This is a genomic window from Variovorax paradoxus (genome assembly GCF_029919115.1).
GTDB lineage: Bacteria > Pseudomonadota > Gammaproteobacteria > Burkholderiales > Burkholderiaceae_C > Variovorax > Variovorax paradoxus_O.
Genome location: NZ_CP123990.1, coordinates 1,944,551 through 1,966,836 on the forward strand (window position 1 = coordinate 1,944,551; position 22,286 = coordinate 1,966,836).

Genomic DNA, 22,286 nt, shown 5'->3' on the forward strand with positions numbered 1-22,286 from the left:
TTACTCCATCGGGGATGGGCCGAGCCGTACAGGGCTACTCGGAAAGGCCGCTAGACGCAGCGCGCGCCGTCCACTTCGATACACACGCCGCTGATGAACGCGGCCTCGTCGCTCGCGAGGTACAGCGCGGCGTTGGCGACGTCGAGCGCGGTCGAGAAGCGGCCGAGCGGAATGGTGGCGCGGAACTTGGCCTTGCGCTCTTCGGTGAGCGGTCCGCCCGCGAATTCGGCGGCCAGGCCGGTGTCGGGGTTGAACACCGGGTTGATGCAGTTCACGCGGATGTTGTCGGGGCCGAGCTCGGCGGCCAGCGACTTGCTCGTCGTGATGACGGCGCCCTTGGAGCCGTTGTACCAAGTGAGCCCCGGACGCGGACGCACGCCGGCCGTGGAGGCGATGTTGATGAACGAGCCGCCGCCGTTGGCGCGGAATGCCGGCACCGCGTGAACGGTGGCGAGGTAGATGCTCTTCACGTTGACCGCGTAGCACTTGTCGAACTCGTCTTCGCCGACCTCGAGGGCAGGGCGGTTGCGGTGCGTCCAGCCGGCGTTGTTCACCATGGCGTCGAGCTTGCCGTGGCGCTCCACCGCGGCTTCGACCAAGGCCTTGACCTGGGCCGACTGCGTCACGTCCGCCGCAAAGAACGAGGCCCGGCCCCCGTCGCGCAGGATGGCTTCGACCACCTGCTGGCCGGCTGCCGGGTTGATGTCGTTCACGAGCACCTGGGCGCCCTCGGCCGCGAGCCGCTTGGCGATGCCTTCGCCGATGCCGCCGCCGGCACCGGTCACGATGATGGATTTGTCCTTGACGCGCACGCTGTGTCTCCTCGAAAAAAGTGCAGCGGGGCAGTGTATCGGGCCATGGGCTGGACGAGGTTGTTGAGAATTACTATCATCCAGGTGCCTGAGTACGCAGCACCCGAATGCACGCAAAGGGCTCTTTCAACACAAGGAGCTTGCAACCGTGCTTTACACGCAGCGCACCGATCTTTCGTCACGCCAATGGATCGGCCTGGCAATCGTCTCTGCCGGCGCGCTTGCACTGGTGGTCAGGTTTGGCCAATTCATTCAGGCAGACCCGCTCGTGTGGAACGCCTTGCTTGGCGGCTCGGTCGCGGCCCTCGCCACCGCGCTGGGCACGCTGCCGGTAATGTTCTCGCAGAAGCTCCCGGACCGGCTGCATGACACGCTGTTCGGTTTCGGGGCCGGTGTGATGCTGGCGGCCTGTGCTTTCTCGCTGATCATTCCGGGCCTCGACGCGGCACGAACAGTCGGCATGTTCGGCGGCGGCAGTTGGGCCGCTGGCGGCGTAATGGGCTCGGCCATCCTGCTGGGCGGCATTGGCCTGATGCTGCTGGACCGCGTGCTGCCGCACGAGCACTTCATCAAGGGCGTCGAGGGGCAGACGGCGCACCGTTTGCGGCGCACGTGGCTTTTCGTGTTCGCCATCGCGCTGCATAACTTGCCGGAAGGCCTCGCTATAGGCGTTGGCTACGCCGCGGGCAACGGGTTGCGCGCTGATGCGCTGGCCACAGGCATTGCCATCCAGGATGTGCCCGAAGGCCTGGTGGTGGCGGTTGCGCTGCTGGCGGCGGGCTACAGGCGTGGTTTCGCGGTCTTCATCGGAATGGTTTCAGGGGTGGTCGAACCTATCGGCGCGGTGCTCGGCGCCGCCGTGGTCGGCCACTCGGTCTTGCTGCTGCCGTGGGGGCTGGGCTTTGCGGCCGGGGCCATGCTGTTCGTGATCAGCCACGAGATCATTCTGGAGTCGCACCGCAAGGGGCACGAAAGCTTTGCGACCAGCGGGCTGATGCTCGGCTTCGTGCTGATGATGCTGCTGGACACGGCGCTGGGGTGACCGGCCGCCGTGGCCGGGCCTTCAGCCGTGCTTGATGGCGACGGTCTTGAGCGTGGTGAAACCGTAGAGCGCTTCGAAGCCCTTTTCGCGTCCGTAGCCCGACGACTTGACCCCACCGAACGGCAGCTCCACGCCACCGCCGGCGCCGTAGTTGTTGATGAACACCTGGCCGCTGCGCACGCGCTTGGCCATGCGGAACTGGCGCGCGCCGTCGGCTGTCCAGATGCCGGCAACAAGGCCGAACTGCGTCGCGTTGGCGAGCGCCACCGCTTCGTCCTCATCGGCAAACTGCATTGCGGCAAGCACCGGGCCGAACACTTCTTCCTGTGCGAGGCGGTGGTTCACCGGCACGTCGCGCAGCAGTGTGGGAGCCTGGTAGAAGCCTGTTTCGGGCGCTTCGTCGACCACGACGCCGTGGGCCACCATCGGAATGCCGGCCACCTGGGCGTCGCTCAAGAAATCCCACACGCGTTGCTGCTGGGTCTGGCGGATCAGCGGACCCACGTCGAGGTCCATGGCTGCGGGGCCGACGCGCAGGGCCTCGAAGGCATGGCCGAGGCGTTCGAGCAGCGGCTCGTAAATGCCGCGCTGGATCAGCACGCGCGAGCCGGCCGAGCAGGTCTGCCCGGCGTTCTGCACGATGGCGTTGATGATGACCGGAATGGCCGCGTCGAGGTCGGCATCGGCAAAGATGATCTGCGGGCTCTTGCCGCCGAGCTCGAGCGTGACCGGGCAATGCCGCTCGGCCGCCACCTGCTGGATGAGCGTGCCGATCTTCGGGCTGCCGGTAAAGCTGATGTGGTCGATGCCTTCATGCCGCGCGAGCGCGTCGCCCACCTCGTGGCCGTAGCCAGTCACGATGTTGAGCGCACCGGCCGGAAAACCGACCTCGGCTGCAAGCTGCGCCACGCGGATCAGCGAAAGGCAGGCGTCTTCGGCCGGCTTCACCACGCACACGTTGCCGGCCGCGAGGGCCCCGCCCACGCTGCGCCCGAAAATCTGCATCGGGTAGTTCCACGGAATGATGTGGCCCGTAACGCCGTGCGGCTCGCGCCATGTGAAAACGCTGTAGCCGTCCTGGTAGGGAATGGTTTCGCCGTGCAGCTTGTCGCAGGCGCCGGCATAGAACTCGAAATAGCGCACCAGCGCCACTGCGTCGGCGCGCGCCTGCTTCACCGGCTTTCCGCAATCGCGTTGCTCCAGGAGCGCCAGTTCATCGACGTGTTCGGCGATCTTCTGCGAGAGCTTGTAGAGCAGGCGGCCGCGGTCGGCGGCGCTTACCTTGTGCCAGGTGCCCTCGAAACAATCGCGCGCCGCGCGCACCGCGGAGTCGATGTCGGCGGCATTGCTGCGCTGGATTTCGTCGAAGGGCTGTCCGTCGGAAGGGTCGAGCACCTGCAGTGTGCGGCCGGAGGAAGACGGGACGTCGGCGTTGGCGATGAAGTTGAGTTGCATGGAACGGGATTTTGCGCGAAGCGCAGCAAACCCGCCGTCGCGCGCTTGCTACCTGGGCGAACCCGGCCGGGGCAGCGCCCGAACCGCATTGAGCATGCGCTCCACGTGCTTGTCCGGGTTCAGGTTCTGGTAGTAATACGCCACGGTACCGTTCGGCGCAATCACATAGGACAAGCGGTTTGCAAAGTCAGGCCGCGTCTGCATGAGGGCGTCGAAACCGTTGATCACGGTCTTCGCTTCGTCCGAGGCCACGGGAAAACGGCTTTGGCACGACTTGACCGAGAACTTCGAGAGGGTGTCGATGTCGTCCGCGGAAACACCGATGACGGTGGCGCCGAGCGCGGCGAACTGGTCGACGGCTTCGGCGAAAGCATGGGCTTCGATGGAGCAGTCGCTGGAGTCGGCCGCCGGAAAGAAGTACAACACCACGGGCCCCTTGGCCAAGGCCTCCGCCAGCGAATAGCGGAATGTCTTGCCGCCAAGCGCGGCATTGGCTGTGAACTTGGGTACCGGATCGCCGATGTCGAGGGCGGCGCTGGCGGGCAGCGCCACAAGCGCCGCGACCGACATCAGTGCGATGCGTGAGAGGATCGGTCTTGCCATGGTGTAACTCCGAGCGGGTGTTGAGCGAATTCTAGGATGGGCGAGCAAATCAAGAAGGAGGCCGGATGAAACCGGCGGGCTATCCATGGCATCGTTGAAGAAAACCAAAGAGGACCACCGGTCTACCATCATGAATGCCTGGTCTCGACTTTTTCGGATCTGCCTTGCGGGCGTGGTGATCGCGTCCCTGGCGGCCTGCGGCTCTTTGCCCCCGGCGCGCCAGCGGGCGGCGGTGACGGCGGCAGCGGTCGACTCCTCCACCACGCTCGCAAAGATCGTGGCGGCCTCGACGCCGCCTGGGGAGCATTCGGGCTTGCGGCTGATGCCGCTCGGGGTGTATTCGCTGGACGCGCGCGTGCAGCTTGCAGAGCGCGCCCAACGTTCGCTGGTGGTTCAGTACTACCAGTTCGAGAACGACGCCACCGGGCGCCTCCTGATGCGCGCGCTGCGCGAGGCGGCAGCCCGCGGCGTGAAGGTGCGGCTGCTGGTGGACGATCTCTACACGGTGAAGAGCCAGCAATTGCTGCTGGCGCTTTCCGAAACGCCCAACGTCGACGTGCGGCTGTTCAACCCGTTTTGTTGCGGACGCAACGGCTTTCTTTCGCGCTTTGCCGCGTCGCCGCTCGAAATAGGGCGGCTCAACCACCGCATGCATAACAAGCTCTTCATTGCCGACGGGGTGATGGCGGTGGTGGGTGGGCGCAACATTGCCGACGAATATTTTGTGCTGAGCGAGGCGCAGAACTTCATCGACATGGACGCGCTGGTGGTGGGCAAGGTGTTGCCGCAGCTCGAGTCGATCTTCGATGCCTACTGGAACAGCGAGCAGGTCTGGCCCATTGCCGACATCGTCAAGGGGGAGGGCGGCCGGATGCCGACCACCGCGGATTTCGACGCGTGGATCGGCATGGCGGCGGCGCCGCCGAAGATCGTGCTTCCGCCCGCCGACATCCTGGGCTACGGGCCGATTGCGGAAGAGCTCGACGGCGGCCGCATGGGCTTGCTGTGGGGTGAGGCCCGCGCCATCGCTGACCCCCCGACAAAGCCGACCACCATGACGGCGGACGAAGCCATTGCCACCAGTGTGACGATGCAGGTCTGGACGCTGCTGATGGACGCCAAGGTCCAGGTCGACCTGACCTCTCCGTACCTGGTCCCCGGCGAGCGCGGCATGGCAGCGTTCGAAGACCTGGCAAAGCGCAACGTCAAGCTCACGCTGCTCACCAATTCGCTGGCCGCCAACGACGAGCCGCTGGTGCACACCGGCTACGCGCGCTACCGCGAGCGGCTGCTCAAGGGCGGGGCCGACCTGTACGAACTGAGCCCGCAGCGCACCACCGCGGGCGAGCGCTTCGGCATGTTCGGCAAGTCGCTGGGGCGGCTGCATTCCAAGACAGCCGCCATCGACAAGACGCGGGTCTTCATCGGCTCGATGAACCTCGACCCACGTTCGGCAAGCCAGAACACCGAGATGGGCCTGGTGGTCGACAGCCCCCAGCTGGCGCGCGAAATGCTGCGTGTCATCAACATCAGCAAGCTGCAGAACTCGTACCGCCTGCGCCTTGCCAAGGACACCGGCACGCTGCAGTGGCTCACGAGCGACGGAGAGAAGGAAGTCATCCTGACCTCGGAACCGGAGTCGACTTTCTTTCAGCGGCTCCATAACCTGATCATTGCGCCCCTGGTTCCCGAAATGCTGCTGTAGCCTCGGGGGATGGCGCAAACCTTTACAAATTTGTCCGCCCTCCAGGTGATGTGCTGGGGGCTGGCGTTTTTCGGCTCGATCTACCTGGGGTTCGGCGCTCTCAACTGGCTGTTGACCCGGCGGGCGCTGCCGGCGCTCGGCATCGGCCGGGTGCTCGATCCACGCCCGCTGCAGCCGGGGCAGCTGCGCCGCGAACTGACGCAGTCGGGCGTTTCGGTGCTGGTTTTCGGGTTGGGCATGGTGTTTCCGTGGGGCTTGCTTCAGTTGGGCTGGGCGCGGCTCGACGCCGATGCGGGCTGGCGGCAAGTCGCGCTTGAAATCGTGGTGCTCGCGGTCTGGAACGACGTGCATTTCTGGTTCAACCATCGCGTGCTGCACATGCGCTGGTTGCGGCGCTTTCACGGGCCGCATCACCGGTCGGTGGTGACCACGCCCTGGGCCACGTACAGCTTTCACCCGATCGAGGCGGTGATGCTCGGCAACGTGATCCTGCTGCCGATGCTGCTGCATGACTTCAGTTTCTGGTCGCTTGCGTCGGTGCCGCTTTTCAGCCTGTTCTTCAACAGCATCGGTCATTCGAACTACGACTTCTTTCCCGGGGTGTCTTACAGCCACTGGTTTGCCGCCAGCCGCCGGCACCATCTGCACCACGCCTGCCATGGCGGCAACTACGGTTTCCAGTTCACGTTCATGGACCGGTTGTTCGGCACACGCATAGCCGCCGACGCGGCCGAGCCGCAGTTCCAGGCTTTTCAAGAAAAGCAGCAACGCCGACAGCAGCATGGCACCCCCGCCTGAGGCGCCGCGCCGGCCGGCGGGCCTGCGCCATTGGCGCGACTGGCAGAGCCTTGCGTACCTGATGGCGCTTCCGGCGCTCGCGGCATGGCAGTGGGTGCATGGCTTTGCGGTGCTGCTCTATGGCTTGATGCTGTTTCTGACGCTGGGCGTGGGCGTGATCCACCACAACCACGTGCACTTGCGCATGTGGCGCGGGCGGCGCATGAACCGGGTGACCGACTTCTGGATCACGCTGCTGCAAGGGCACCCGACTTTTGTGTTCTGGCCCGCGCACGTGGCCAACCACCATCGCCACCGGCACGGGCCGCGGGACGTGGCGCGCACCTATCGCTTCGGCGGCGACACCAATCACTTGCGCGGCTACCTGCTGCATCCGTTCCAGGCAGTGTGGGTGCTGATGCCCGTGTTCTTTGGCTGGCTCGGGCGGCTGCGCAGGCATCGGCCGGGGCCCTGGCGCTATTGCATGGCGCAGTACGCGCTGTGGCTCGGCAGCTGGAGCGCGCTGCTGCTGCTCGACTGGCGCAAGGCGCTGCTGCTCGTGATCGTGCCGCAATTGCATGGGCTGCATTGGCTGCTGGCCACCAACTATCTGCAGCACGCGCATGCGGACGGGCGCAGGCCCGTGCCGGAGGCAGAGGCGCGGCGCGATACCGCGGGTACCCGCCTGAACTACGCGCGCAATTTCGAAGGGCTCGTGAACCCGTTGCTGTTCAACATTGGCCTGCACACCGCACATCACGAGAACCCGCATGTCCATTGGTCCGAACTCACGCAATTGCACCGCACGCGCTACCGCGCGCAGGTCGATCCCGCGCTCAACGAGCAAGGGCTGGTGTCCTACATGGTTCGCGTGTTTGTGCTGGGAGCACTGTGGCCGCGTTTTCGCAGCCGCTCGCTGATGTCACCTGTGCCTTCCGTGCCGCCCAAGTCTTCAATCCACTGAACCATGCCTGTTCCATTTCAACGCGTCTACATCGAGAGCGCCGGCTACTACATGCCGGGCGAACCCATTCCCAACGAGCACATGGACGCATTCATTGCGCCGCTCAATCGCATGTCGGAGCGCATCAAGCGGCGCATCCTGGCCGAGAACGGCATCCTCACTCGGCACTACGCAATCGACGAGGAAGGCGTAACGCGCGAAACCAACGCGCAGCTCGCGGCGGGCGCGATTCGCGATTGCCTGCAGCGCGGCGGGGCCGAGCTTTCGCGCGTGTCGCTGCTGGCCAGCGGTTCGTCGGGCGGCGACACGCTCATGCCCGGCTTTGCCAACATGATCCAGGGCGAACTGGCGGCGGCGCCGATGGAGACCTTGTCGGTGCACGGCATCTGCGCCGCGGGCGTGTCGGCCATCCAGGCCGCCGCGCAAGGCATCGAGCTGGGCGCGCACCGCAGCGCGCTTGCGGTGGCCAGCGAAATGCCCTCGAGGCTTTTCAAGCGATCGCGTTTCGCGGCGCGCGGCTATGAAACGGACTTCGATTCGCACTTCCTGCGCTGGATGCTCTCCGACGGCGCGGGCGCGCTGCTGCTCTCCGACGGCACGCCCGGCCTCGCGGGCAACGCCGGGTTGCGGTTGCGGCTGAAATGGGTGCACCAGCGCGCGTTCTCGGGCGACTACCCGGTGTGCATGCAACTGGGCCTGACCGAAGACCGCACGCGCGGCCATCTCGACTACGGCTCCTGGGCCGAGGCGGAAGCAGCCGGCGCCTTGTCGCTGCGGCAAGACATTCGCCTGCTGCCGCACCTGTTCGACATCGGCATTCATGAATACGCGACGCTGGTGCGCGATGGCTGGGTCGATCCGAAGCGGGTCGATCACTTCCTGTGCCACTACTCGTCGGAAAAATTCATTCCCGTGGTCGAAGACCTGATGACCAAGGCCGACCTCGCCATTCCGCGCGAGAAGTGGTGGAGCAATCTTGCCTGGCGCGGCAACACCGGTGCGGCGTCGATCCTGATCATGCTGTCGGAGTTCTTGCACACCAAGACGCTGAGGCCCGGTGAACAGATCTTCTGCTACGTGCCGGAGTCGGGCCGCTTCATGGCCGCCTACATGCTGCTGGAGGTCGAGGCGGCGGATGCGCCCGTGCAGGCGGTGTCCAGCCCACGCGCGGCTGCCGAAACCGCGCCCGCCGATGACGAGTTGGCGATTGCGCCGCCGCACGATCCCGCCGCCGCGCCTGAAGGCCTGGGCGCGCTGCTGACCGAGCTGGCCGGCATCTGGCACGACTACCGATCCAACGTCTGGCGTACGCCGCTGATCCGCCAGATCCGCGAACGCCGCTTCGCGCTGCCCGACTACCTGAACTGGATGGAGCAGTGGGTTCCGCAGGTGCGCGAAGGCAGCCGCTGGATGCGCGAAGGCGCCGCTTCGCTGACCGGCCCATACAAGGCGCTGGCCGCGCTGATCGACGTGCATGCGGGCGAGGAACAAGACGATTTCAACATTCTCTTCAGCGATTACCGGAAGGCTGGCGGTACCGTGGCCGAGATTGGCGACCTGCGGCGCAACCCCGGCGGGGAGGCGCTCAACGCCTATCTTCATGGCCTGGCCGCCACGCGCGACCCCATCGGGCTTCTGGGCGCGATCTACATCATCGAGGGCACCGGGCAGCGCATCGTGCCGGCCTTGCTGCCGCTCATCAAGGCCGGCCTGAAGCTGCCGCCCGATGCGTTCCGCTTTCTCGAATACCACGGCCACAACGACGAGAACCACCTGAACCGCTGGCTCGCCGCAGTCGAGATGGTGATGGCTGTGGAAGCGGGCAAGGATGGCCAAGATGCCAAAGGGCAGGGCCGCGCAGCCCGTCAGATCATCGACACGGCGCGCCACACGGCCGCGCTGTACCTGATGCAGTTTCAGCACATCACGGAGCGAATGTCACATGAGCCGAACGCCTGATTTTCTTGCACAGGGACACGACGAGCGCGACCCCAGCCCCTGGCTCGCGCTCTACCTCGACCAGAGCACGCCACTGCCCGACGAGGTCAAGGCGGCTTGGCTGGCCGACTCGAGCTCGGGCTCGCGCCAGTACCTGCTGCCGTTCCTGCGGCCCTTGGCGCGGCTGACCATCATCCTGATCCAGGTGGTGAAGGTGTTCGTGCCGCGCAACTGGTCGCACTCCAAGCTGCTGCACAACCTCCTGGCCTGGGGTCTGAAGCGCTTCGTCTCGCCGGAGGCGAACTGGCTGATCCTGCGGCACTTCCATCTGGGCTCGCAGGTGCTGAGCTTCATTGGCCGCAATTCGCCAGTGCCGGTGGGTACCTCGCCGCTGGAGCCCGCGGACATCGATGCGCTCAGGGATGAGATGTTCCTGAAGCACGACCTGAACCTCTTCAATTTTGTGATCCGCCTGAACCAGGCGCTCCGCGATCAGGGTCTCATGCTCGGCAAGGCGGTGAATGTCGATTTTTCGATGATCAAGGACCCTGGGTTGCGGCTTTCGGACATGCCGCGCAGTAAGCTCAATTTTCTTGATCTGCAGAGTTCAATTGAGCTTTTTACGCCGCTTTACCAGTTGATGTTGACCGATAACGACTTTTGGCGCGCCGCCAACTCCCTGCAGCTCGACGAAACCATCGGCATTTACGCGGCAACCGTGCTGGGAGCGCCCGAACACCTCATTTTGGTGAACAACAAGCACCCGCTGGTGCCGCTTTCAACGCTTCGGGCGGGGCATCGGCTGGTCATCCATGGGCTCTCGACCGAAATGCTGCACAGCCTGCTCCGGCGAATGCAGGCTGCGCATGAGGCAGCGGCTGAGCCAACCCCCATACGGGAGGAGGCACTTGCATAAAGCGTATGCTGCCCCCAGATGGACTCCATGAACACGACCCAAAATCCGTCTCCCAAGACCGATCTGGCAGTGACCCACGTGCTGGCTCAACTGCTGGAACGGCTCGAGCACAGCACCGTTCCCGTGGGCGCGGAGCAGTACCGCTCGGTGGTCGAGCACCTTGTGCATGAATTCAGCGACGTGGAACCAGGCGCCGACCTGGGCCGTTTGCTCGATGCCTATCCGGCGGCTGCCGAGGTGTACGAAAATCTCAACTATCAACACGCCGGCCTGTGCCGTTCGGCGCTGGACGCGGCGCTTGCAGCCGAAGTCCGCGCCAGAGACGTTATTGCACGCGCCATGCGAAATACTGAACCCAAAAAGGACAAAGCCGATGGCCAAAGCTGAGGTGAAGACTGCCGTCGTGGCCGATGGCTTGCGTTACAAGTCGAAAGCACCGGGATCCCCGTTCCGCGCATCCGCGTCTTTCAGCGGGGCAACCATGTCCTGCTTCATGTGCGGCAAGCACCGCGTGCGGTCGCAACTGCGCACCCGCCAGGTGCTTGGCAAGTCGCAAACCGTTTGTGCGCCTTCCTGCAAGGCGCTCGACGAGTCGCTCGAATAAGCTGGCGGCGCTCGGCTGCCACGTCCGAGCGTCTTTTTGGCGACATGCCCGAGCACCGGCGGTGCAGATTTCCTTCCCTATTTGCGGTATTCGATATACAGTTAGACACAATTGATGCAAGTAATTGCAGTCAATAAAAAGTTCTAATTTACTCGACGCAATGATTTTGTATAGGCAAGGCGCCCAGCGTTGGGCGACCGTGCGGAAGGACCTGCAATGAATAAATCACGTCATGTTGTCATGCAGGTGGTCAAGCGCTCATCCGGCAGCGCCACGCACCACGTCGAATTTTTCATGGACAACATCTTTGCCGAGCGCCTTCGGCAGTTGCGTTCGCTGGTTCCTCCTCTTGGCAGCCTCAACAAACAGCGCGACCTGGTGATCGACAAGGTGCGTGTGCGGCTGCCAAATGCCATCTGGCGCACCGGAAGCCACGTCGACAGCGGCGTCGAGGGTTCGTGCATCGTGATTGCGGCAGAAGGCTCGTTCAATTGCGGCGGCAAGGACCGCAACACGCGCGAAAAGCTGGTGACGTACAACTTCTCGATTGCGCGCCTGATCGAACTGCACGACGAACGCCCCGACAACGAAACCCTGTATATCCGCGACGGTACCTTCGCCAACGATGAGCCTGCGGAGTCGGCCGCGGGCAAATGGGTTGCCTCACTGAACGAACTGGAAGCCGTGATGCGCGTTCCAGATGCTCCTTCGGACTTCGACACCTTGCACGACTTGACGATGCGGCCCGACCACCGGCCTGCCGCGAGCCCTCCCACGCACCGGGCCAGCTTCTACTGAACAGCGGCTGCGGCCGCCTCGGGTGCCGCGCCTACAGCCGTGTATTGCGCCCGGTTGTTTTCGAGCCAGCGCGCTGAAAGGCTGCTGTCTTGCTGCGCAGGGTGAAAGTCTGCACGAAAGTAGCTGTGCCAAGCCCGCCAGTTTCCTCTCAGCAGGCCGTCTCGGCTCAGCAGGATGTGCGCGGCGCTCTTCCACGTTGCCAACTTCCACAACTGGCCTTCATGGCGCAGGTTGTCGACGGTCTGGCGCAGCAGGTCGCCCAGGAACATGACCGTGACCCGGCGAAACCAGCGGGTGCGCCATGGGTCTGAACCTCCGGCAGCCTTGTAGATGTCGAAGGCGACAGACTTGTGCTCCAGCTCTTCGGCGCAATGCCAAAGCCACATGGTCCGCAGCCGCGGCTCGGCGCGGTCGAGCACTTCAGGGTGGGCGAGCAGCCACTCGGCGAACATTGCCGTGAAGTGCTCCGTAGCTGCGGTAACAGCCAGTGCGTGGCGGGGGTCGGCACCCTCCATCAGCTCCATGCGCTTGGCGGCGCGCGGTGTCCAGCCGTCTTTGAAGCCCTGGGCTTCGAGGTGGCCGTTGAACAGCGAGTGAATGCGGCGGTGCGTGGCTTCCTGGCCGATGAAGCCGCGCACCTGGGTGCGATACTTTTCCTGTGCCTCTGCCGGGAGCGTGGCCACGGTGTCGCGCACGGCATCGATGAAGAACTGCTCGCCGAATGGAAAGCTCATCGACAACGCATTGAAGAAGGCGGTGGAGAATGCATCGCCCCCGCACCAGTTGCGGATGAAGGGCGTTTGCAGATCGATCAGGAGACGGCGCACGACAAGGTCGGTCATCGGAAATATCCTCTGGCAAGCATTTTGGTACACGCGGGTACCACTTGCCTGAATAATGAGCATACCGGCTGGTACCGTCAAGTACCAAGGCGTAGGAAAATGTACCTTCATGAGTGTCGCGATTGAAAGACCAGCCCTTGCCGACCCTTCCGGGGATGCGGTCCACGAGCATTATTCAAGGTTGCTCGAGGGCATGGCGCGCGCGGTTGCTGCCAAGGGCTACGCAGAAACAACCATTGCGGACATCGTCCGCGAAGCAGCGGTTTCGCGGCGCACGTTCTATGAGCACTTCACAACCAAAGCGGAATGCCTGATTGCGCTGTACGAGGCTGCCAGCAAACTGGCGCTGCGCGCGGTCAGCGAGGCCTTCGATCCGGCGCAGCCCTGGCACGCGCAGGTGGAGCGGGCCATGAGCGCGTATTTCGATTACCTTGCGCAGGACCCGGTGCTGCTGCGTACGCTGTTCGTCGAGATTCTGGGCCTCGGCATGCCGGGTCTTGCGGCGCGGCGCCGGGTGAACGACGAAATCGCCAGCTTCATTCAACTGGCCATCAACGGTGGCGGTTCGCAAGAAGGGCCAGCGGCGCACCTCACCAGCGAAATGGCAATGACGGTGGTGGGCGGCATCAACGAACTGGTGCTCCAGGCCATCGAGCAAGACCAGGCTGGAAGCCTGGGCCAGCTGGTGGCTCCAGCCACACGCCTTGTACGGGCAGTGGCGGCCGAGAGCTTCAGCTAGCGCAGGGCGATCAGGCCGGCTTGGCCTGCGCCGGGTCGTAGAAGAATTCTTCCTCGGCGATGCGGTCGCCAGCCCAGCGCTGCCAGGCGAGCTCTTCCATGCGCATGGTCTTGCCGCCCTTGAAGCGGAAATCGAACACCCACCGGATCACCACGTGGTCGCCGTTCACGATCACGGGGCGCACGCAGGTCGAAACGACGGACTCGGTTCGTTCCAACATCGCCTGCTCGTGCGCAACCAGCGTGGCACGGCCGCGACGGGGCTCGGCCTGGTTCTCACGCATGGTCGCGTCTTCGGTGTAGTAGTTTTCGATGGCCTTGGCATGCGCGCCGCTTTCGACGGCTGCAATGAAGGCCTCGAGTCTTTCCGTGGAAGGCATCAGGTATGGGCTTTCATTTCACGGCGCCCGATGCAACCGGTGCAGGCGGCGTGGCGGAGGCGGCGGGAGCCGCCGGGGCGGTGACTGCCACTGGCGCCTCCACCTTGTGCGGCATGGCTGCCGCCGCATCGCCCGCATGGAACTTGACCACCAGCGGCACGATCAGCAGCGCGACGATGTTGATGATCTTGATCAGCGGGTTGACCGCGGGGCCGGCCGTGTCCTTGTAGGGATCGCCCACGGTATCGCCGGTGACGGCGGCCTTGTGCGCCTCGGAGCCCTTGCCGCCATGGTGGCCGTCTTCGATGTACTTCTTGGCGTTGTCCCATGCCCCGCCGCCCGTGCACATCGAGATGGCGACGAACAGGCCCGTGACGATGGTTCCCATCAGCAAGCCGCCCAGCGCCTTGGGGCCGAGCAGCAGGCCGACGACGATCGGCACCACCACCGGCAGCAGCGACGGGATCATCATTTCCTTGATGGCCGCGCCGGTCAGCATGCCCACGGCCTTGCCGTACTCGGGCTTGCCGGTGCCCTCCATGATGCCGGGAATGTCGCGGAACTGCCTGCGCACTTCTTCCACCACCGCGCCGGCCGCCCGGCCCACGGCTTCCATGGCCATGGCGCCGAACAGGTAGGGGATCAGCCCGCCGATGAAGAGGCCGACGATCACCATCGGATCGCTCAGGTTGAAGCTGATGGCCAGCCCGAAGCTTTCCAGCTTGTGGGTGTAGTCGGCAAAGAGCACCAGCGAGGCCAGGCCGGCCGATCCGATGGCGTAGCCCTTGGTCACCGCCTTGGTGGTGTTGCCGACGGCATCGAGCGGATCGGTGATGGCGCGCACGCTGTCGGGCAACTCGCTCATCTCGGCAATGCCACCGGCGTTGTCGGTAATGGGGCCGTAGGCGTCGAGCGCAACCACGATGCCTGCCATGCTCAGCATCGAGGTGGCAGCCACCGCAATACCGTAGAGGCCTGCAAGCGCGTATGAAGCCAGGATCGCGATGCAGACAAAAATCACCGGCCACGCCGTGGAGCGCATCGAGACGCCCAGGCCGGCGATGATGTTGGTGCCATGGCCCGTGGTCGAGGCCTGCGCGATGTGCTGCACCGGCTTGTACTGCGTGCCCGTGTAGTACTCGGTAACCCACACCAGCGCCGCAGTGAGTGCAAGGCCCACGAAGCAAGCGCCGAACAGCTTCAGTTGGCTGCCGCTCGGGGCGATGGCGTTGTCCGGAATGATCCAGCTCGTGACAAACCAGAAAGCGATCAGCGACAGGATGCCCGCCACCGCCAGGCCCTTGTAGAGCGCCGGCATCACGTTGACCATGCCCGGCGAGGCCTTCACGAAGAAGCAGCCGACGATCGACGCGATGATCGACACCCCGCCGAGTGCGAGCGGATAAAGCACTGCATTGACCGGCGCCGCCGCCACCATGAGCGCGCCCAGCACCATGGTGGCGATCAGCGTCACTGCGTAGGTTTCGAACAGGTCGGCCGCCATGCCGGCGCAGTCGCCGACGTTGTCGCCCACGTTGTCCGCAATCACGGCCGGGTTGCGCGGATCGTCTTCCGGAATGCCGGCTTCGACCTTGCCCACCAGGTCGGCGCCCACGTCGGCGCCCTTGGTGAAGATGCCGCCGCCCAGTCGCGCGAAGATCGAGATCAGCGATGAGCCGAAGGCAAAGCCGATGAGCGGGTTGAGAATGGCCGAAAGGCTGCGGTCCGGCGTGAGTTTGCCGTTGCCCGCCAGGAACCAGTAGAAGACCGAAACGCCCAGGAGGCCCAGCCCGACCACCAGCATGCCGGTGATGGCACCGCCGCGAAACGCCACATCCAGCGCCGGGCCGATGCCTTGGGTGGCCGCCTGAGCGGTGCGCACGTTTGCGCGCACCGACACGTTCATGCCAATGAAGCCGCAGGCGCCCGAAAGCACCGCGCCCACCACGAAGCCCACGGCCGTGGTCGCATCCAGGAAGATGCCGATGAGAATGGCCAGCACGACGCCGACCACCGCAATGGTGGTGTACTGCTTGGCGAGGTAGGCCGATGCGCCGGCTTGGATGGCCGCCGCTATCTCCTGCATTCGGGCGTTGCCCGGGTCCTTGGCGAGAATCCAACTTCGGGCCCAGAAACCGTAGCCGACGGCCACAAGGCCGCAGACGATGGCGAGTATCAGGGGGGTGTTGCCGATCATGCTTTGCTTCTCCATTCGTTCGTTGTGACTTGTGGAGACGGACAGCATGGGTCCTGCGCGCAACGCGTACGGGACCCAGGTTTTCCGTCGCGTTGCTTCCTCGAAGCTCGCTGCACCGAAGTGCGGAGCCGATTGGCCAACGGGTGCAATTTACAGGCAAATACAGGAACGCGTGCGACCGTGCCGTGACACGGAAAGTAAACTCCGGGTTTGTCCCCATCTCCTCTCATACTTTTCAACTACTCGAAAACGTCATGTCCTTCGACAAAGTCTCCCCCGGCAAGAATATTCCCGACGCCTTCAATGTCGTGATCGAAATCCCGATGAACGCCGACCCGATCAAGTACGAAGTCGACAAGGAATCGGGCGCGATCTTCGTCGACCGCTTCATGACGACCGCGATGTACTACCCGGCCAACTACGGCTACGTGCCCCAGACGCTCTCGGGCGACGGCGACCCGGTCGACGTGCTGGTGATTGCACCGTACCCGCTGTTGCCCGGCGTGGTGGTGCCGTGCCGTCCGCTCGGCATCCTGATGATGGAAGACGAAGCCGGCGTGGACGGCAAGGTGCTTGCCGTGCCCACCGACAAGGTGCTGCCGATCTACAGCCACTGGAAGTCGGTGGACGACGTGAACCCGATGCGCCTGAAGGCCATCAGCCATTTCTTCGAGCACTACAAGGACCTGGAAGCCGGCAAGTGGGTCAAAGTGCTGGGCTGGGAAGGCATCGACGCCGCCAAGAAGGAAGTGATCGACGGCATTGCCGCCTACAAGAAGTAATCGGCTCGGTGCAGGGCGGGCGCCGGAAGGCGTTGCCTCAGCCCTGTACCGCGTCTCCGGCCAGCCGCATCCAATCGCGGTTGACGGAACGGGCGTGCGAGTTCCAGTGGCGTGCAGCCTGCTGGAGTTCGCTCCATTGGCGTTGCGCACTGGCCGCATCGCCTTGCTGGGCCAGCCACGCAATGTAGCGGGCGCGGGCCTCGACGGTGTTGTACCGGCTCAACGCCGCCTCGAATGACTCGCGTGCTTCGGCATGGCGCCCGTCGGCGGCAAGTGCGCGGGCGGTGAGCACGGCAACCTCGTCCTTGCGGTAGTCGTCTCGCGTGGCACGCAGAGTCTCGATCACCTGCAGGGCGTCGCGCCCGGAAGCCGGGCCGCCGGCGGCGAGCAGGGCGCTGGCCAAGCCAAATTGCAACTCCGGATCGGAAGCAAGCGGACCCTTCAGGGCATCGCGGTAGTGCCCGACCGCGTCCGCAGCCTGGCCCTTGTTCAGTGCGGCCTTGGCCAGGCGGAGCTTGTTCTGGGCCGTCGGAGCGAGGTCGTAGGCTTCGGTGGCCGCGCGGTACTCGCGCTCCGGGTCGATGAAGCCGATGGCGGCATTCGCCACCTTGCCCGCGGTGCGCTGCAAGCGCGAGGCGGGCAGGTACTCGACCATGAAATACACGATGCTGCCCAGCACAGGGAAGCTGAAGAGAATGATGAGCCAGTACATCTGCTTGCCGTGGCGCATTGCATGCACCGCGAAAAACAGCGCAATGAGGATGTGCAGCCCCAGTCCCAGGAATGGCATCTATTTTCTTTCTGCTGTTGGATATTGGGCGCGTTTATAGCAGCCCCTGGTGGCGGCAGGCCGGCCGCCGTCCGGCTCTCTTCAACCGGCCTTGAACGGACTGCGTTCGCCCAGGTGGTCCATGTAGTTGCCGATGCCTTCGCCCTCGCGCTCGAGAAAGCGCTCGACCGCATCGGCAAACGCCGGGTGTGCCAGCCAATGGGCACTGGTGGTCTTGACCGGCATCAGCGCGCGCGCCATCTTGTGTTCCCCCTGTGCGCCGCCCTCGAAGCGCCCGACGCCATGCGCAATGCACCAGGCCAGCGGCTGGTAGTAGCAAGCCTCGAAATGCAGGCAATCGACGCGTTCGATGGCGCCCCAGTAGCGGCCATAGGCGACCGGCGCGCCGTCGCCGTGTGTGGAGAGCGCAATCAGGCTGGTTGCAATCGGCTTGCCCTCGCGCTCCGCGACGAACAGCAGCCAGGCTTCGGGCATGGTGTCGGCCATGCGCTGGAAGAAATCGCGCGAAAGGTAGGGCGGATTGCCGTGCTCGCGATAAGTGCGCGCATAGCAGCGGTAGAAAAAATCCCAATCGGCCGAAGCGATGTCGGCGCCGCGAGACCAGCGAAAGGTTACGCCCGCCTCGGCCACCTTGCGGCGCTCCTGGCGGATCTTCTTGCGTTTGTCGTGGGAGAGGCTGGCAAGGAACGACTCGAAATCCGTGTATGGCCTGGGTCCGTCGACGCTCGCCGGGGCTGCATTGGTCCAGTGAAACTGCACCGTGTTGCGCAGCATGAGGCCCGCTTCGGTGCAGGCGGCAATGTCGGCGTCCGAGCCGAACAGCAGGTGCAGCGAAGAGAGTTCCTGCGTCTTGCACCAGACCACCAGTGCTTGCACCAGCAGCGTGCGGCTGTGCGCATCGCGCGCCAGGAGCCGCGCGCCCGGCACCGGAGTGAACGGCACCGCCACCACCGCCTTGGGGTAGTAGGCAAGCCCGTGCTGCTCATACGCATTGGCCCAAGCCCAGTCGAAGACATATTCGCCATACGAGTGGGTCTTGATGTAGGCCGGGCAGGCGGCCTGCAATTCATCGTTGCACCAGAGCGTGACGAACTGCGGTGTCCAACCGCTTTCGGGCGAGGCGCTGCCGCTTTCGTGGAGCGCCGCAAGGTATTCGTAGCGCATGAAAGGCGAGGACTGCACCTCGGCGTCGAGCAACGCGTTCCATGCTTTCGGGTTCAGGTCCGACAGCGATGCCATCACCCGAATGACATAATCGTTCAAGCCTTTTTCTTCCTTCCGTATGACGCTCAAGCTCGCCGTCGCGCAACTCAATTTTGTGGTGGGCGACCTCGCCGGCAATGCGAAAAAAATTGTCGATGCCGCGCAGCAAGCCTACGCAGAGGGTGCGCGTCTTCTGCTCACGCCCGAACTCTCGATTGCCGGCTATGCGGCGGAGGATCTTTTCCTGCGGCCCGCCTTTACCGAAGCTTGCGATGATGCCGTGAAAGGCATTGCCGCTGCGCTGGCCGGTCTCAAAGACATGGTTGTGGTGGTGGGGCATCCGACCGGCGGAAGCCTGCGCAGCCGTTCTGTGGCGGTGCAGATGCGCTACAACGCCGCCAGCGTGATCACGGAAGGGCGCATTCTCGAGACCTACGCCAAGCGCGAACTGCCCAACTACCAGGTCTTCGACGAGCGCCGCTATTTCACGCCAGGGCAGGGCACCTGCGTGTTCGAGGCCGGCGGGGTCTCGGTGGGCCTGCTCATCTGCGAGGACGCCTGGTTCGACGAACCGGCCGAACTGGCCCGCGCGGCCGGCGCCGAGGTGCTGGCAGTCATCAACGCCTCGCCGTACCACGTGGGCAAGGAAGGCGAACGCGTCGCGCGCATGGCCGACCGCGCCCGCGCCGTGGGCCTGCCGCTGGTCTACGCGCATTTGGTCGGCGGACAGGACGAAGTGGTGTTCGACGGAGCGTCGTTCGCCCTGAACTCCGACGGCGCCCTGGCCCTGCAGGCGGAGAGCTTCAGGGAGCAACTGGTTTTCATGGAACTGGTGCGGCCGTCGCAGGGCGGCGAAGGCATCGGCTTCGTGGCCGAGCCGGGAGCAATAGCGCCGCCGCGCGATGCCGAGGCCCAGTTGTGGAATGCACTGGTACTGGGCGTGCGGGACTACATCGGCAAGAACGGCTTTCCAGGCGCCATCCTGGGGCTCTCGGGCGGCATCGATTCAGCGCTGGTGCTTGCCATTGCGGTCGATGCGCTCGGCAAGGACAAGGTGCGCGCCGTCATGATGCCTTCGCCGTACACGGCGGACATCAGCTGGATCGATGCGCGAGAGATGGCCAACCGCATGGGTGTGCGCTATGACGAAATTTCGATCAAGCACACCTTCGAGTCGTTCAAGGGCGCGCTCGCTGATGAGTTCAGGGGCCTGCCTGAAGACACGGCCGAGGAAAACATCCAGGCGCGCATTCGCGGCACCCTCTTGATGGCGCTGTCGAACAAGTTCGGCTCGATTGTTCTCACCACCGGCAACAAGAGCGAAATGGCCACCGGCTACTGCACGCTGTACGGCGACATGGCGGGCGGCTTCGCGGTCATCAAGGACCTGCTGAAGACCACCGTGTTTGCGCTGGCCCGGTGGCGCAATGCCCATGACCCGTACGGCACCGGCGCGTCGCCGATTCCCGAGCGGATCATCACGCGGCCCCCCAGCGCCGAACTGCGGCCCGACCAGACCGACCAGGACAGCCTGCCGCCGTACGACATCCTCGACGGCATCCTGGCACGCTACATGCAGGACGACGAGGGCATCGACGAGATCATTGCGGCGGGATACGAACGCGCGGTGGTCGAGCGGGTTGCGCGGCTCATCAAGATCAATGAATACAAACGGCGCCAGGCGCCAGTGGGCATCCGGGTCACCCATCGCAGCTTCGGCAAAGATTGGCGTTACCCTATCACCAGCAAATTCAACGAAACCGCCGGAGCGCAAAAACCATGAAGCAGATCACCGCCATCGTCAAACCCTTCAAGCTCGAGGACGTGCGCGAAGCGCTGGCCGAAGTGGGTGTTACAGGCCTCACGGTGACCGAAGTCAAGGGCTTCGGGCGCCAGAAGGGGCACACCGAGCTCTATCGTGGTGCGGAATACGTGGTCGATTTTCTGCCGAAGATGAAGGTCGAAGTGGTCGTCAACGAGGGCGACGTGGAACGCTGCATCGAAGCCATCGTCAATTCGGCCCGCACCGGCAAGATCGGCGACGGGAAGATCTTCGTCACCGAAGTGGAGCGCATCGTGCGTATCCGAACTGGCGAAGAGAACGAAAACGCCGTGTAAGAAGGGCCGTGCGCCAGTTGGGCTGCGGCTACAGGTTTTCAGCCAGGCGGTCGCTGCGGGGATGCAGCGGCACCTGGGCCCGCAACGCGGTGAGCAGTTCAGTGGGGTCGGTGCCCGTGCGGATGAGTTCCATCTGCCATTCGCCCATGAATCCTTCGCGCACACTGTGCGCCAGGAAGCCCAGCAGGCCGTCGTAGTAGCCGGCGGTGTTCAGGATGCCGGTCGGCTTGTCGTGATAGCCGAGCTGGCGCCAGGTCCAGATCTCGAACAGTTCCTCGAAGGTGCCGATACCGCCCGGAAGGGCGATGAAGGCATCGGCGCGCTCGCCCATCATGGCCTTGCGCTCATGCATGGTGTCGACCACGTGGAGTTCGTCGCAAAGCGTGTTGGCCAGCTCGCGGTCGACCAGCGCCTTGGGAATGATGCCGACCACCCGGCCGCCGGCGTTGCGGGTGGCCTCGGCCACGGTGCCCATCAGGCCGGTGCGCCCGCCGCCGTAGACCAGCTGGCCGCGATGCTGGCCAATCCATTGCCCGACGGCTTCCGCGGCCTTGGAAAACTCAACGCGCTCGCCGGGACGCGAGCCGCAATACACACAGATCGAAAATTCAGGATTCATGCCGCAATCATGCCTCGTGCGGCAGGCGCTTTCATGACGCAAAGCGCTGCCACAGGGCTGCGAGCCAGATGCCTCCGCACAAGGTGAGCGACAGCAGCACGGCGGCGCTGCCCATGTCCTTGGCGCGCTTGGAAAGGTCGTGCCATTCGGGGCCGATGCGATCGATGGCGGCTTCGACCGCCGTGTTGAGCAGTTCGACGATCATCACCAGAATGGCGCTGCCGGCCAGCAGGGCGACTTCGACCCAGCCGCGGCCGAGCCAGAAGGCGGTCGGAATCATCACGATGGCGATGATGGCTTCCTGGCGGAAGGCCGGTTCGCTCCAGCCCGCGCGAAGGCCGTGCAGCGAGATGAGCGTGGCGTGCCAAACGCGCTCGAAGCCCTTGCGGGCTTTTTGCGGATTGACGGCGGGATCGGGTAATTTGGGCAAGGCACTCATCGGCGGCTCATTGGCTTGGAGGTGATGAGCCGCGTGCCGGCCCAGGCGTCATGCCAGAACTGGCGCTCGGGGTGGAAGCGGGCCAGCAATGCCCAGACGGCGACCCATCCGAAGATCAGAACCGTCGATTCTCCTCCCGAAAGCTTGAAAGGTGCGATGGCTACCAGGGGTGGCAGGAACCAGATCCAGCTCAGCAGGTAGCGCGCCAAGGCCCGGCGCTGGCTCACGGGACGGCCGTGCAGGTCGACGATGCGGATGTTCCAGGTTTTCATGGCCAGTGTCTGGCCGCGAGCCCAGAACCAGACGAAATAGACGCCGAACACCACGAAGAGGAAGGCCTGGAGCAGGTGCCGGCGGGAATCCATGGCGTCTCGCATCTGGCCGAGCGTGCTGAACAGCCAGCCTGCCACGAACACCACCGCGAGCAGGAGCATGCCTTCATAGAGCCAGCACGCCATGCGGCGCCGCAGGCCGGGCACTATCGAAAGGGGAGCGCTGCTCGAAGAGTCTGCGGGAGAGGAAGGGGAATTCGATTCCGAAACTTCGGGAGAGGGGGGAACCATC

The 22,286-nt window shown here is 64.4% G+C and carries 24 protein-coding genes; 13 read left to right on the plus strand and 11 right to left on the minus strand.

Annotated features, from left to right (window positions below):
- Window positions 1-50: 50 nt before the first annotated feature.
- Entirely contained in the window at window positions 51-812 is a 762-nt protein-coding gene (locus QHG62_RS09515; protein ID WP_281150632.1) for an SDR family oxidoreductase, read from the minus strand.
- Between the two features lie 148 nt (window positions 813-960).
- On the opposite strand from QHG62_RS09515, the gene QHG62_RS09520 reads away from it, so the two are divergent.
- The gene (locus QHG62_RS09520; RefSeq protein WP_281150633.1) at window positions 961-1,854 is read left to right on the plus strand and encodes a ZIP family metal transporter; all 894 of its coding nucleotides are present in this window, start codon (window positions 961-963) and stop codon (window positions 1,852-1,854) included.
- A gap of 21 nt (window positions 1,855-1,875) precedes the next feature.
- On the opposite strand, the gene QHG62_RS09525 is transcribed toward QHG62_RS09520, so the two are convergent.
- A complete protein-coding gene (locus QHG62_RS09525) occupies window positions 1,876-3,309 on the minus strand; it encodes an aldehyde dehydrogenase family protein (protein WP_281150634.1) in 1,434 nt (477 codons plus the stop codon).
- A 48-nt stretch (window positions 3,310-3,357) separates the two neighbouring features.
- Window positions 3,358-3,912: a peroxiredoxin gene (locus QHG62_RS09530; RefSeq protein WP_281150635.1), complete on the minus strand. Its 555-nt coding sequence runs from the start codon at window positions 3,910-3,912 to the stop codon at window positions 3,358-3,360.
- 130 nt (window positions 3,913-4,042) lie between these two features.
- Here QHG62_RS09530 and QHG62_RS09535 point away from each other — a divergent pair, with 130 nt between their 5' ends.
- From QHG62_RS09535 to QHG62_RS09570, 8 genes are all read left to right on the plus strand, one after another.
- The gene (locus QHG62_RS09535) at window positions 4,043-5,617 is read left to right on the plus strand and encodes a phospholipase D family protein (RefSeq protein ID WP_281150636.1); all 1,575 of its coding nucleotides are present in this window, start codon (window positions 4,043-4,045) and stop codon (window positions 5,615-5,617) included.
- A gap of 9 nt (window positions 5,618-5,626) precedes the next feature.
- Complete coding sequence (locus tag QHG62_RS09540) at window positions 5,627-6,415, plus strand: sterol desaturase family protein (protein ID WP_281150637.1); 789 nt, start codon at window positions 5,627-5,629, stop codon at window positions 6,413-6,415.
- Window positions 6,399-7,358, plus strand: coding sequence for a fatty acid desaturase (locus QHG62_RS09545; protein WP_281150638.1), 960 nt, complete (start codon window positions 6,399-6,401; stop codon window positions 7,356-7,358). Before QHG62_RS09540 ends, QHG62_RS09545 begins: the two co-directional genes overlap by 17 nt.
- A gap of 3 nt (window positions 7,359-7,361) precedes the next feature.
- Window positions 7,362-9,317 (plus strand): 3-oxoacyl-[acyl-carrier-protein] synthase III C-terminal domain-containing protein, encoded by a 1,956-nt coding sequence (locus QHG62_RS09550; RefSeq protein ID WP_281150639.1) that lies wholly within the window; start codon window positions 7,362-7,364, stop codon window positions 9,315-9,317.
- The gene (locus tag QHG62_RS09555) at window positions 9,301-10,212 is read left to right on the plus strand and encodes a DUF6999 family protein (protein WP_281150640.1); all 912 of its coding nucleotides are present in this window, start codon (window positions 9,301-9,303) and stop codon (window positions 10,210-10,212) included. The genes QHG62_RS09550 and QHG62_RS09555 overlap by 17 nt, the downstream gene beginning before the upstream one ends.
- An 18-nt stretch (window positions 10,213-10,230) precedes the next feature.
- Window positions 10,231-10,599, plus strand: a complete 369-nt coding sequence (locus QHG62_RS09560; protein ID WP_281150641.1) for a hypothetical protein — start codon at window positions 10,231-10,233, stop codon at window positions 10,597-10,599.
- Window positions 10,586-10,816 (plus strand): hypothetical protein, encoded by a 231-nt coding sequence (locus QHG62_RS09565; RefSeq protein ID WP_012747462.1) that lies wholly within the window; start codon window positions 10,586-10,588, stop codon window positions 10,814-10,816. The genes QHG62_RS09560 and QHG62_RS09565 overlap by 14 nt, the downstream gene beginning before the upstream one ends.
- 216 nt (window positions 10,817-11,032) lie before the next feature.
- Window positions 11,033-11,614 carry a hypothetical protein gene (locus QHG62_RS09570; RefSeq protein ID WP_281150642.1) on the plus strand — a complete coding sequence of 194 codons (582 nt, stop codon included), beginning with the start codon at window positions 11,033-11,035 and terminating at the stop codon, window positions 11,612-11,614.
- Here the strand turns inward: QHG62_RS09570 and QHG62_RS09575 are convergent.
- On the minus strand, window positions 11,608-12,456 hold the full coding sequence (locus QHG62_RS09575; protein WP_281150643.1) for a metal-dependent hydrolase: 849 nt from the start codon (window positions 12,454-12,456) through the stop codon (window positions 11,608-11,610). The genes QHG62_RS09570 and QHG62_RS09575 overlap by 7 nt on opposite strands.
- Window positions 12,457-12,565: 109 nt before the next feature.
- Between QHG62_RS09575 and QHG62_RS09580 the strand changes: the two genes are divergently transcribed.
- A complete protein-coding gene (locus QHG62_RS09580) occupies window positions 12,566-13,195 on the plus strand; it encodes a TetR/AcrR family transcriptional regulator (RefSeq protein WP_281150644.1) in 630 nt (209 codons plus the stop codon).
- A 10-nt stretch (window positions 13,196-13,205) separates the two neighbouring features.
- Here QHG62_RS09580 and QHG62_RS09585 read toward each other — a convergent pair whose 3' ends face one another.
- Window positions 13,206-13,574, minus strand: coding sequence for a nuclear transport factor 2 family protein (locus QHG62_RS09585; protein ID WP_281150645.1), 369 nt, complete (start codon window positions 13,572-13,574; stop codon window positions 13,206-13,208).
- Between the two features lie 13 nt (window positions 13,575-13,587).
- The gene (locus QHG62_RS09590; protein WP_281150646.1) at window positions 13,588-15,771 is read right to left on the minus strand and encodes a sodium-translocating pyrophosphatase; all 2,184 of its coding nucleotides are present in this window, start codon (window positions 15,769-15,771) and stop codon (window positions 13,588-13,590) included.
- Between the two features lie 254 nt (window positions 15,772-16,025).
- Here QHG62_RS09590 and ppa point away from each other — a divergent pair, with 254 nt between their 5' ends.
- Window positions 16,026-16,553, plus strand: coding sequence for an inorganic diphosphatase (ppa, locus tag QHG62_RS09595; protein ID WP_093019105.1), 528 nt, complete (start codon window positions 16,026-16,028; stop codon window positions 16,551-16,553).
- Window positions 16,554-16,590: 37 nt separating this feature from the next.
- On the opposite strand, the gene QHG62_RS09600 is transcribed toward ppa, so the two are convergent.
- Window positions 16,591-17,343: a hypothetical protein gene (locus QHG62_RS09600; RefSeq protein ID WP_281150647.1), complete on the minus strand. Its 753-nt coding sequence runs from the start codon at window positions 17,341-17,343 to the stop codon at window positions 16,591-16,593.
- A gap of 81 nt (window positions 17,344-17,424) precedes the next feature.
- Entirely contained in the window at window positions 17,425-18,606 is a 1,182-nt protein-coding gene (locus tag QHG62_RS09605; protein ID WP_281150648.1) for a GNAT family N-acetyltransferase, read from the minus strand.
- 19 nt (window positions 18,607-18,625) lie between these two features.
- Between QHG62_RS09605 and QHG62_RS09610 the strand changes: the two genes are divergently transcribed.
- Both QHG62_RS09610 and QHG62_RS09615 read left to right on the plus strand, forming a co-directional pair.
- The gene (locus QHG62_RS09610; RefSeq protein WP_281150649.1) at window positions 18,626-20,329 is read left to right on the plus strand and encodes an NAD+ synthase; all 1,704 of its coding nucleotides are present in this window, start codon (window positions 18,626-18,628) and stop codon (window positions 20,327-20,329) included.
- Complete coding sequence (locus QHG62_RS09615) at window positions 20,326-20,664, plus strand: P-II family nitrogen regulator (RefSeq protein WP_126746480.1); 339 nt, start codon at window positions 20,326-20,328, stop codon at window positions 20,662-20,664. The genes QHG62_RS09610 and QHG62_RS09615 overlap by 4 nt, the downstream gene beginning before the upstream one ends.
- 28 nt (window positions 20,665-20,692) lie before the next feature.
- Here the strand turns inward: QHG62_RS09615 and QHG62_RS09620 are convergent, their stop codons facing one another.
- The 3 genes from QHG62_RS09620 to QHG62_RS09630 are packed head-to-tail and all read right to left on the minus strand — an operon-like array spanning window position 20,693 to window position 22,285.
- Window positions 20,693-21,283, minus strand: coding sequence for a TIGR00730 family Rossman fold protein (locus QHG62_RS09620; RefSeq protein WP_281150650.1), 591 nt, complete (start codon window positions 21,281-21,283; stop codon window positions 20,693-20,695).
- Window positions 21,284-21,314: 31 nt separating this feature from the next.
- Window positions 21,315-21,722, minus strand: coding sequence for a diacylglycerol kinase (locus tag QHG62_RS09625; RefSeq protein WP_281150651.1), 408 nt, complete (start codon window positions 21,720-21,722; stop codon window positions 21,315-21,317).
- A complete protein-coding gene (locus QHG62_RS09630; RefSeq protein WP_281150652.1) occupies window positions 21,719-22,285 on the minus strand; it encodes an RDD family protein in 567 nt (188 codons plus the stop codon). Before QHG62_RS09630 ends, QHG62_RS09625 begins: the two co-directional genes overlap by 4 nt.
- Window position 22,286: the final 1 nt, after the last annotated feature.

What these genes read in the sequence shown, in the direction of transcription:
- QHG62_RS09525 (WP_281150634.1), bottom strand. Translation starts at nt 3,309, where the DNA reads ATGCAACTCAACTTCATCGCCAACGCCGACGTCCCGTCTTCCTCCGGC.
- QHG62_RS09530 (WP_281150635.1), bottom strand. Translation starts at nt 3,912, where the DNA reads ATGGCAAGACCGATCCTCTCACGCATCGCACTGATGTCGGTCGCGGCG.
- QHG62_RS09535 (WP_281150636.1), top strand. Translation starts at nt 4,043, where the DNA reads ATGAATGCCTGGTCTCGACTTTTTCGGATCTGCCTTGCGGGCGTGGTG.
- QHG62_RS09540 (WP_281150637.1), top strand. Translation starts at nt 5,627, where the DNA reads ATGGCGCAAACCTTTACAAATTTGTCCGCCCTCCAGGTGATGTGCTGG.
- QHG62_RS09545 (WP_281150638.1), top strand. Translation starts at nt 6,399, where the DNA reads ATGGCACCCCCGCCTGAGGCGCCGCGCCGGCCGGCGGGCCTGCGCCAT.
- QHG62_RS09550 (WP_281150639.1), top strand. Translation starts at nt 7,362, where the DNA reads ATGCCTGTTCCATTTCAACGCGTCTACATCGAGAGCGCCGGCTACTAC.
- QHG62_RS09555 (WP_281150640.1), top strand. Translation starts at nt 9,301, where the DNA reads ATGAGCCGAACGCCTGATTTTCTTGCACAGGGACACGACGAGCGCGAC.
- QHG62_RS09560 (WP_281150641.1), top strand. Translation starts at nt 10,231, where the DNA reads ATGGACTCCATGAACACGACCCAAAATCCGTCTCCCAAGACCGATCTG.
- QHG62_RS09565 (WP_012747462.1), top strand. Translation starts at nt 10,586, where the DNA reads ATGGCCAAAGCTGAGGTGAAGACTGCCGTCGTGGCCGATGGCTTGCGT.
- QHG62_RS09570 (WP_281150642.1), top strand. Translation starts at nt 11,033, where the DNA reads ATGAATAAATCACGTCATGTTGTCATGCAGGTGGTCAAGCGCTCATCC.
- QHG62_RS09575 (WP_281150643.1), bottom strand. Translation starts at nt 12,456, where the DNA reads ATGACCGACCTTGTCGTGCGCCGTCTCCTGATCGATCTGCAAACGCCC.
- QHG62_RS09580 (WP_281150644.1), top strand. Translation starts at nt 12,566, where the DNA reads ATGAGTGTCGCGATTGAAAGACCAGCCCTTGCCGACCCTTCCGGGGAT.
- QHG62_RS09585 (WP_281150645.1), bottom strand. Translation starts at nt 13,574, where the DNA reads ATGCCTTCCACGGAAAGACTCGAGGCCTTCATTGCAGCCGTCGAAAGC.
- QHG62_RS09590 (WP_281150646.1), bottom strand. Translation starts at nt 15,771, where the DNA reads ATGATCGGCAACACCCCCCTGATACTCGCCATCGTCTGCGGCCTTGTG.
- ppa (WP_093019105.1), top strand. Translation starts at nt 16,026, where the DNA reads ATGTCCTTCGACAAAGTCTCCCCCGGCAAGAATATTCCCGACGCCTTC.
- QHG62_RS09600 (WP_281150647.1), bottom strand. Translation starts at nt 17,343, where the DNA reads ATGCCATTCCTGGGACTGGGGCTGCACATCCTCATTGCGCTGTTTTTC.
- QHG62_RS09610 (WP_281150649.1), top strand. Translation starts at nt 18,626, where the DNA reads ATGACGCTCAAGCTCGCCGTCGCGCAACTCAATTTTGTGGTGGGCGAC.
- QHG62_RS09615 (WP_126746480.1), top strand. Translation starts at nt 20,326, where the DNA reads ATGAAGCAGATCACCGCCATCGTCAAACCCTTCAAGCTCGAGGACGTG.
- QHG62_RS09620 (WP_281150650.1), bottom strand. Translation starts at nt 21,283, where the DNA reads ATGAATCCTGAATTTTCGATCTGTGTGTATTGCGGCTCGCGTCCCGGC.
- QHG62_RS09625 (WP_281150651.1), bottom strand. Translation starts at nt 21,722, where the DNA reads ATGAGTGCCTTGCCCAAATTACCCGATCCCGCCGTCAATCCGCAAAAA.
- QHG62_RS09630 (WP_281150652.1), bottom strand. Translation starts at nt 22,285, where the DNA reads ATGGTTCCCCCCTCTCCCGAAGTTTCGGAATCGAATTCCCCTTCCTCT.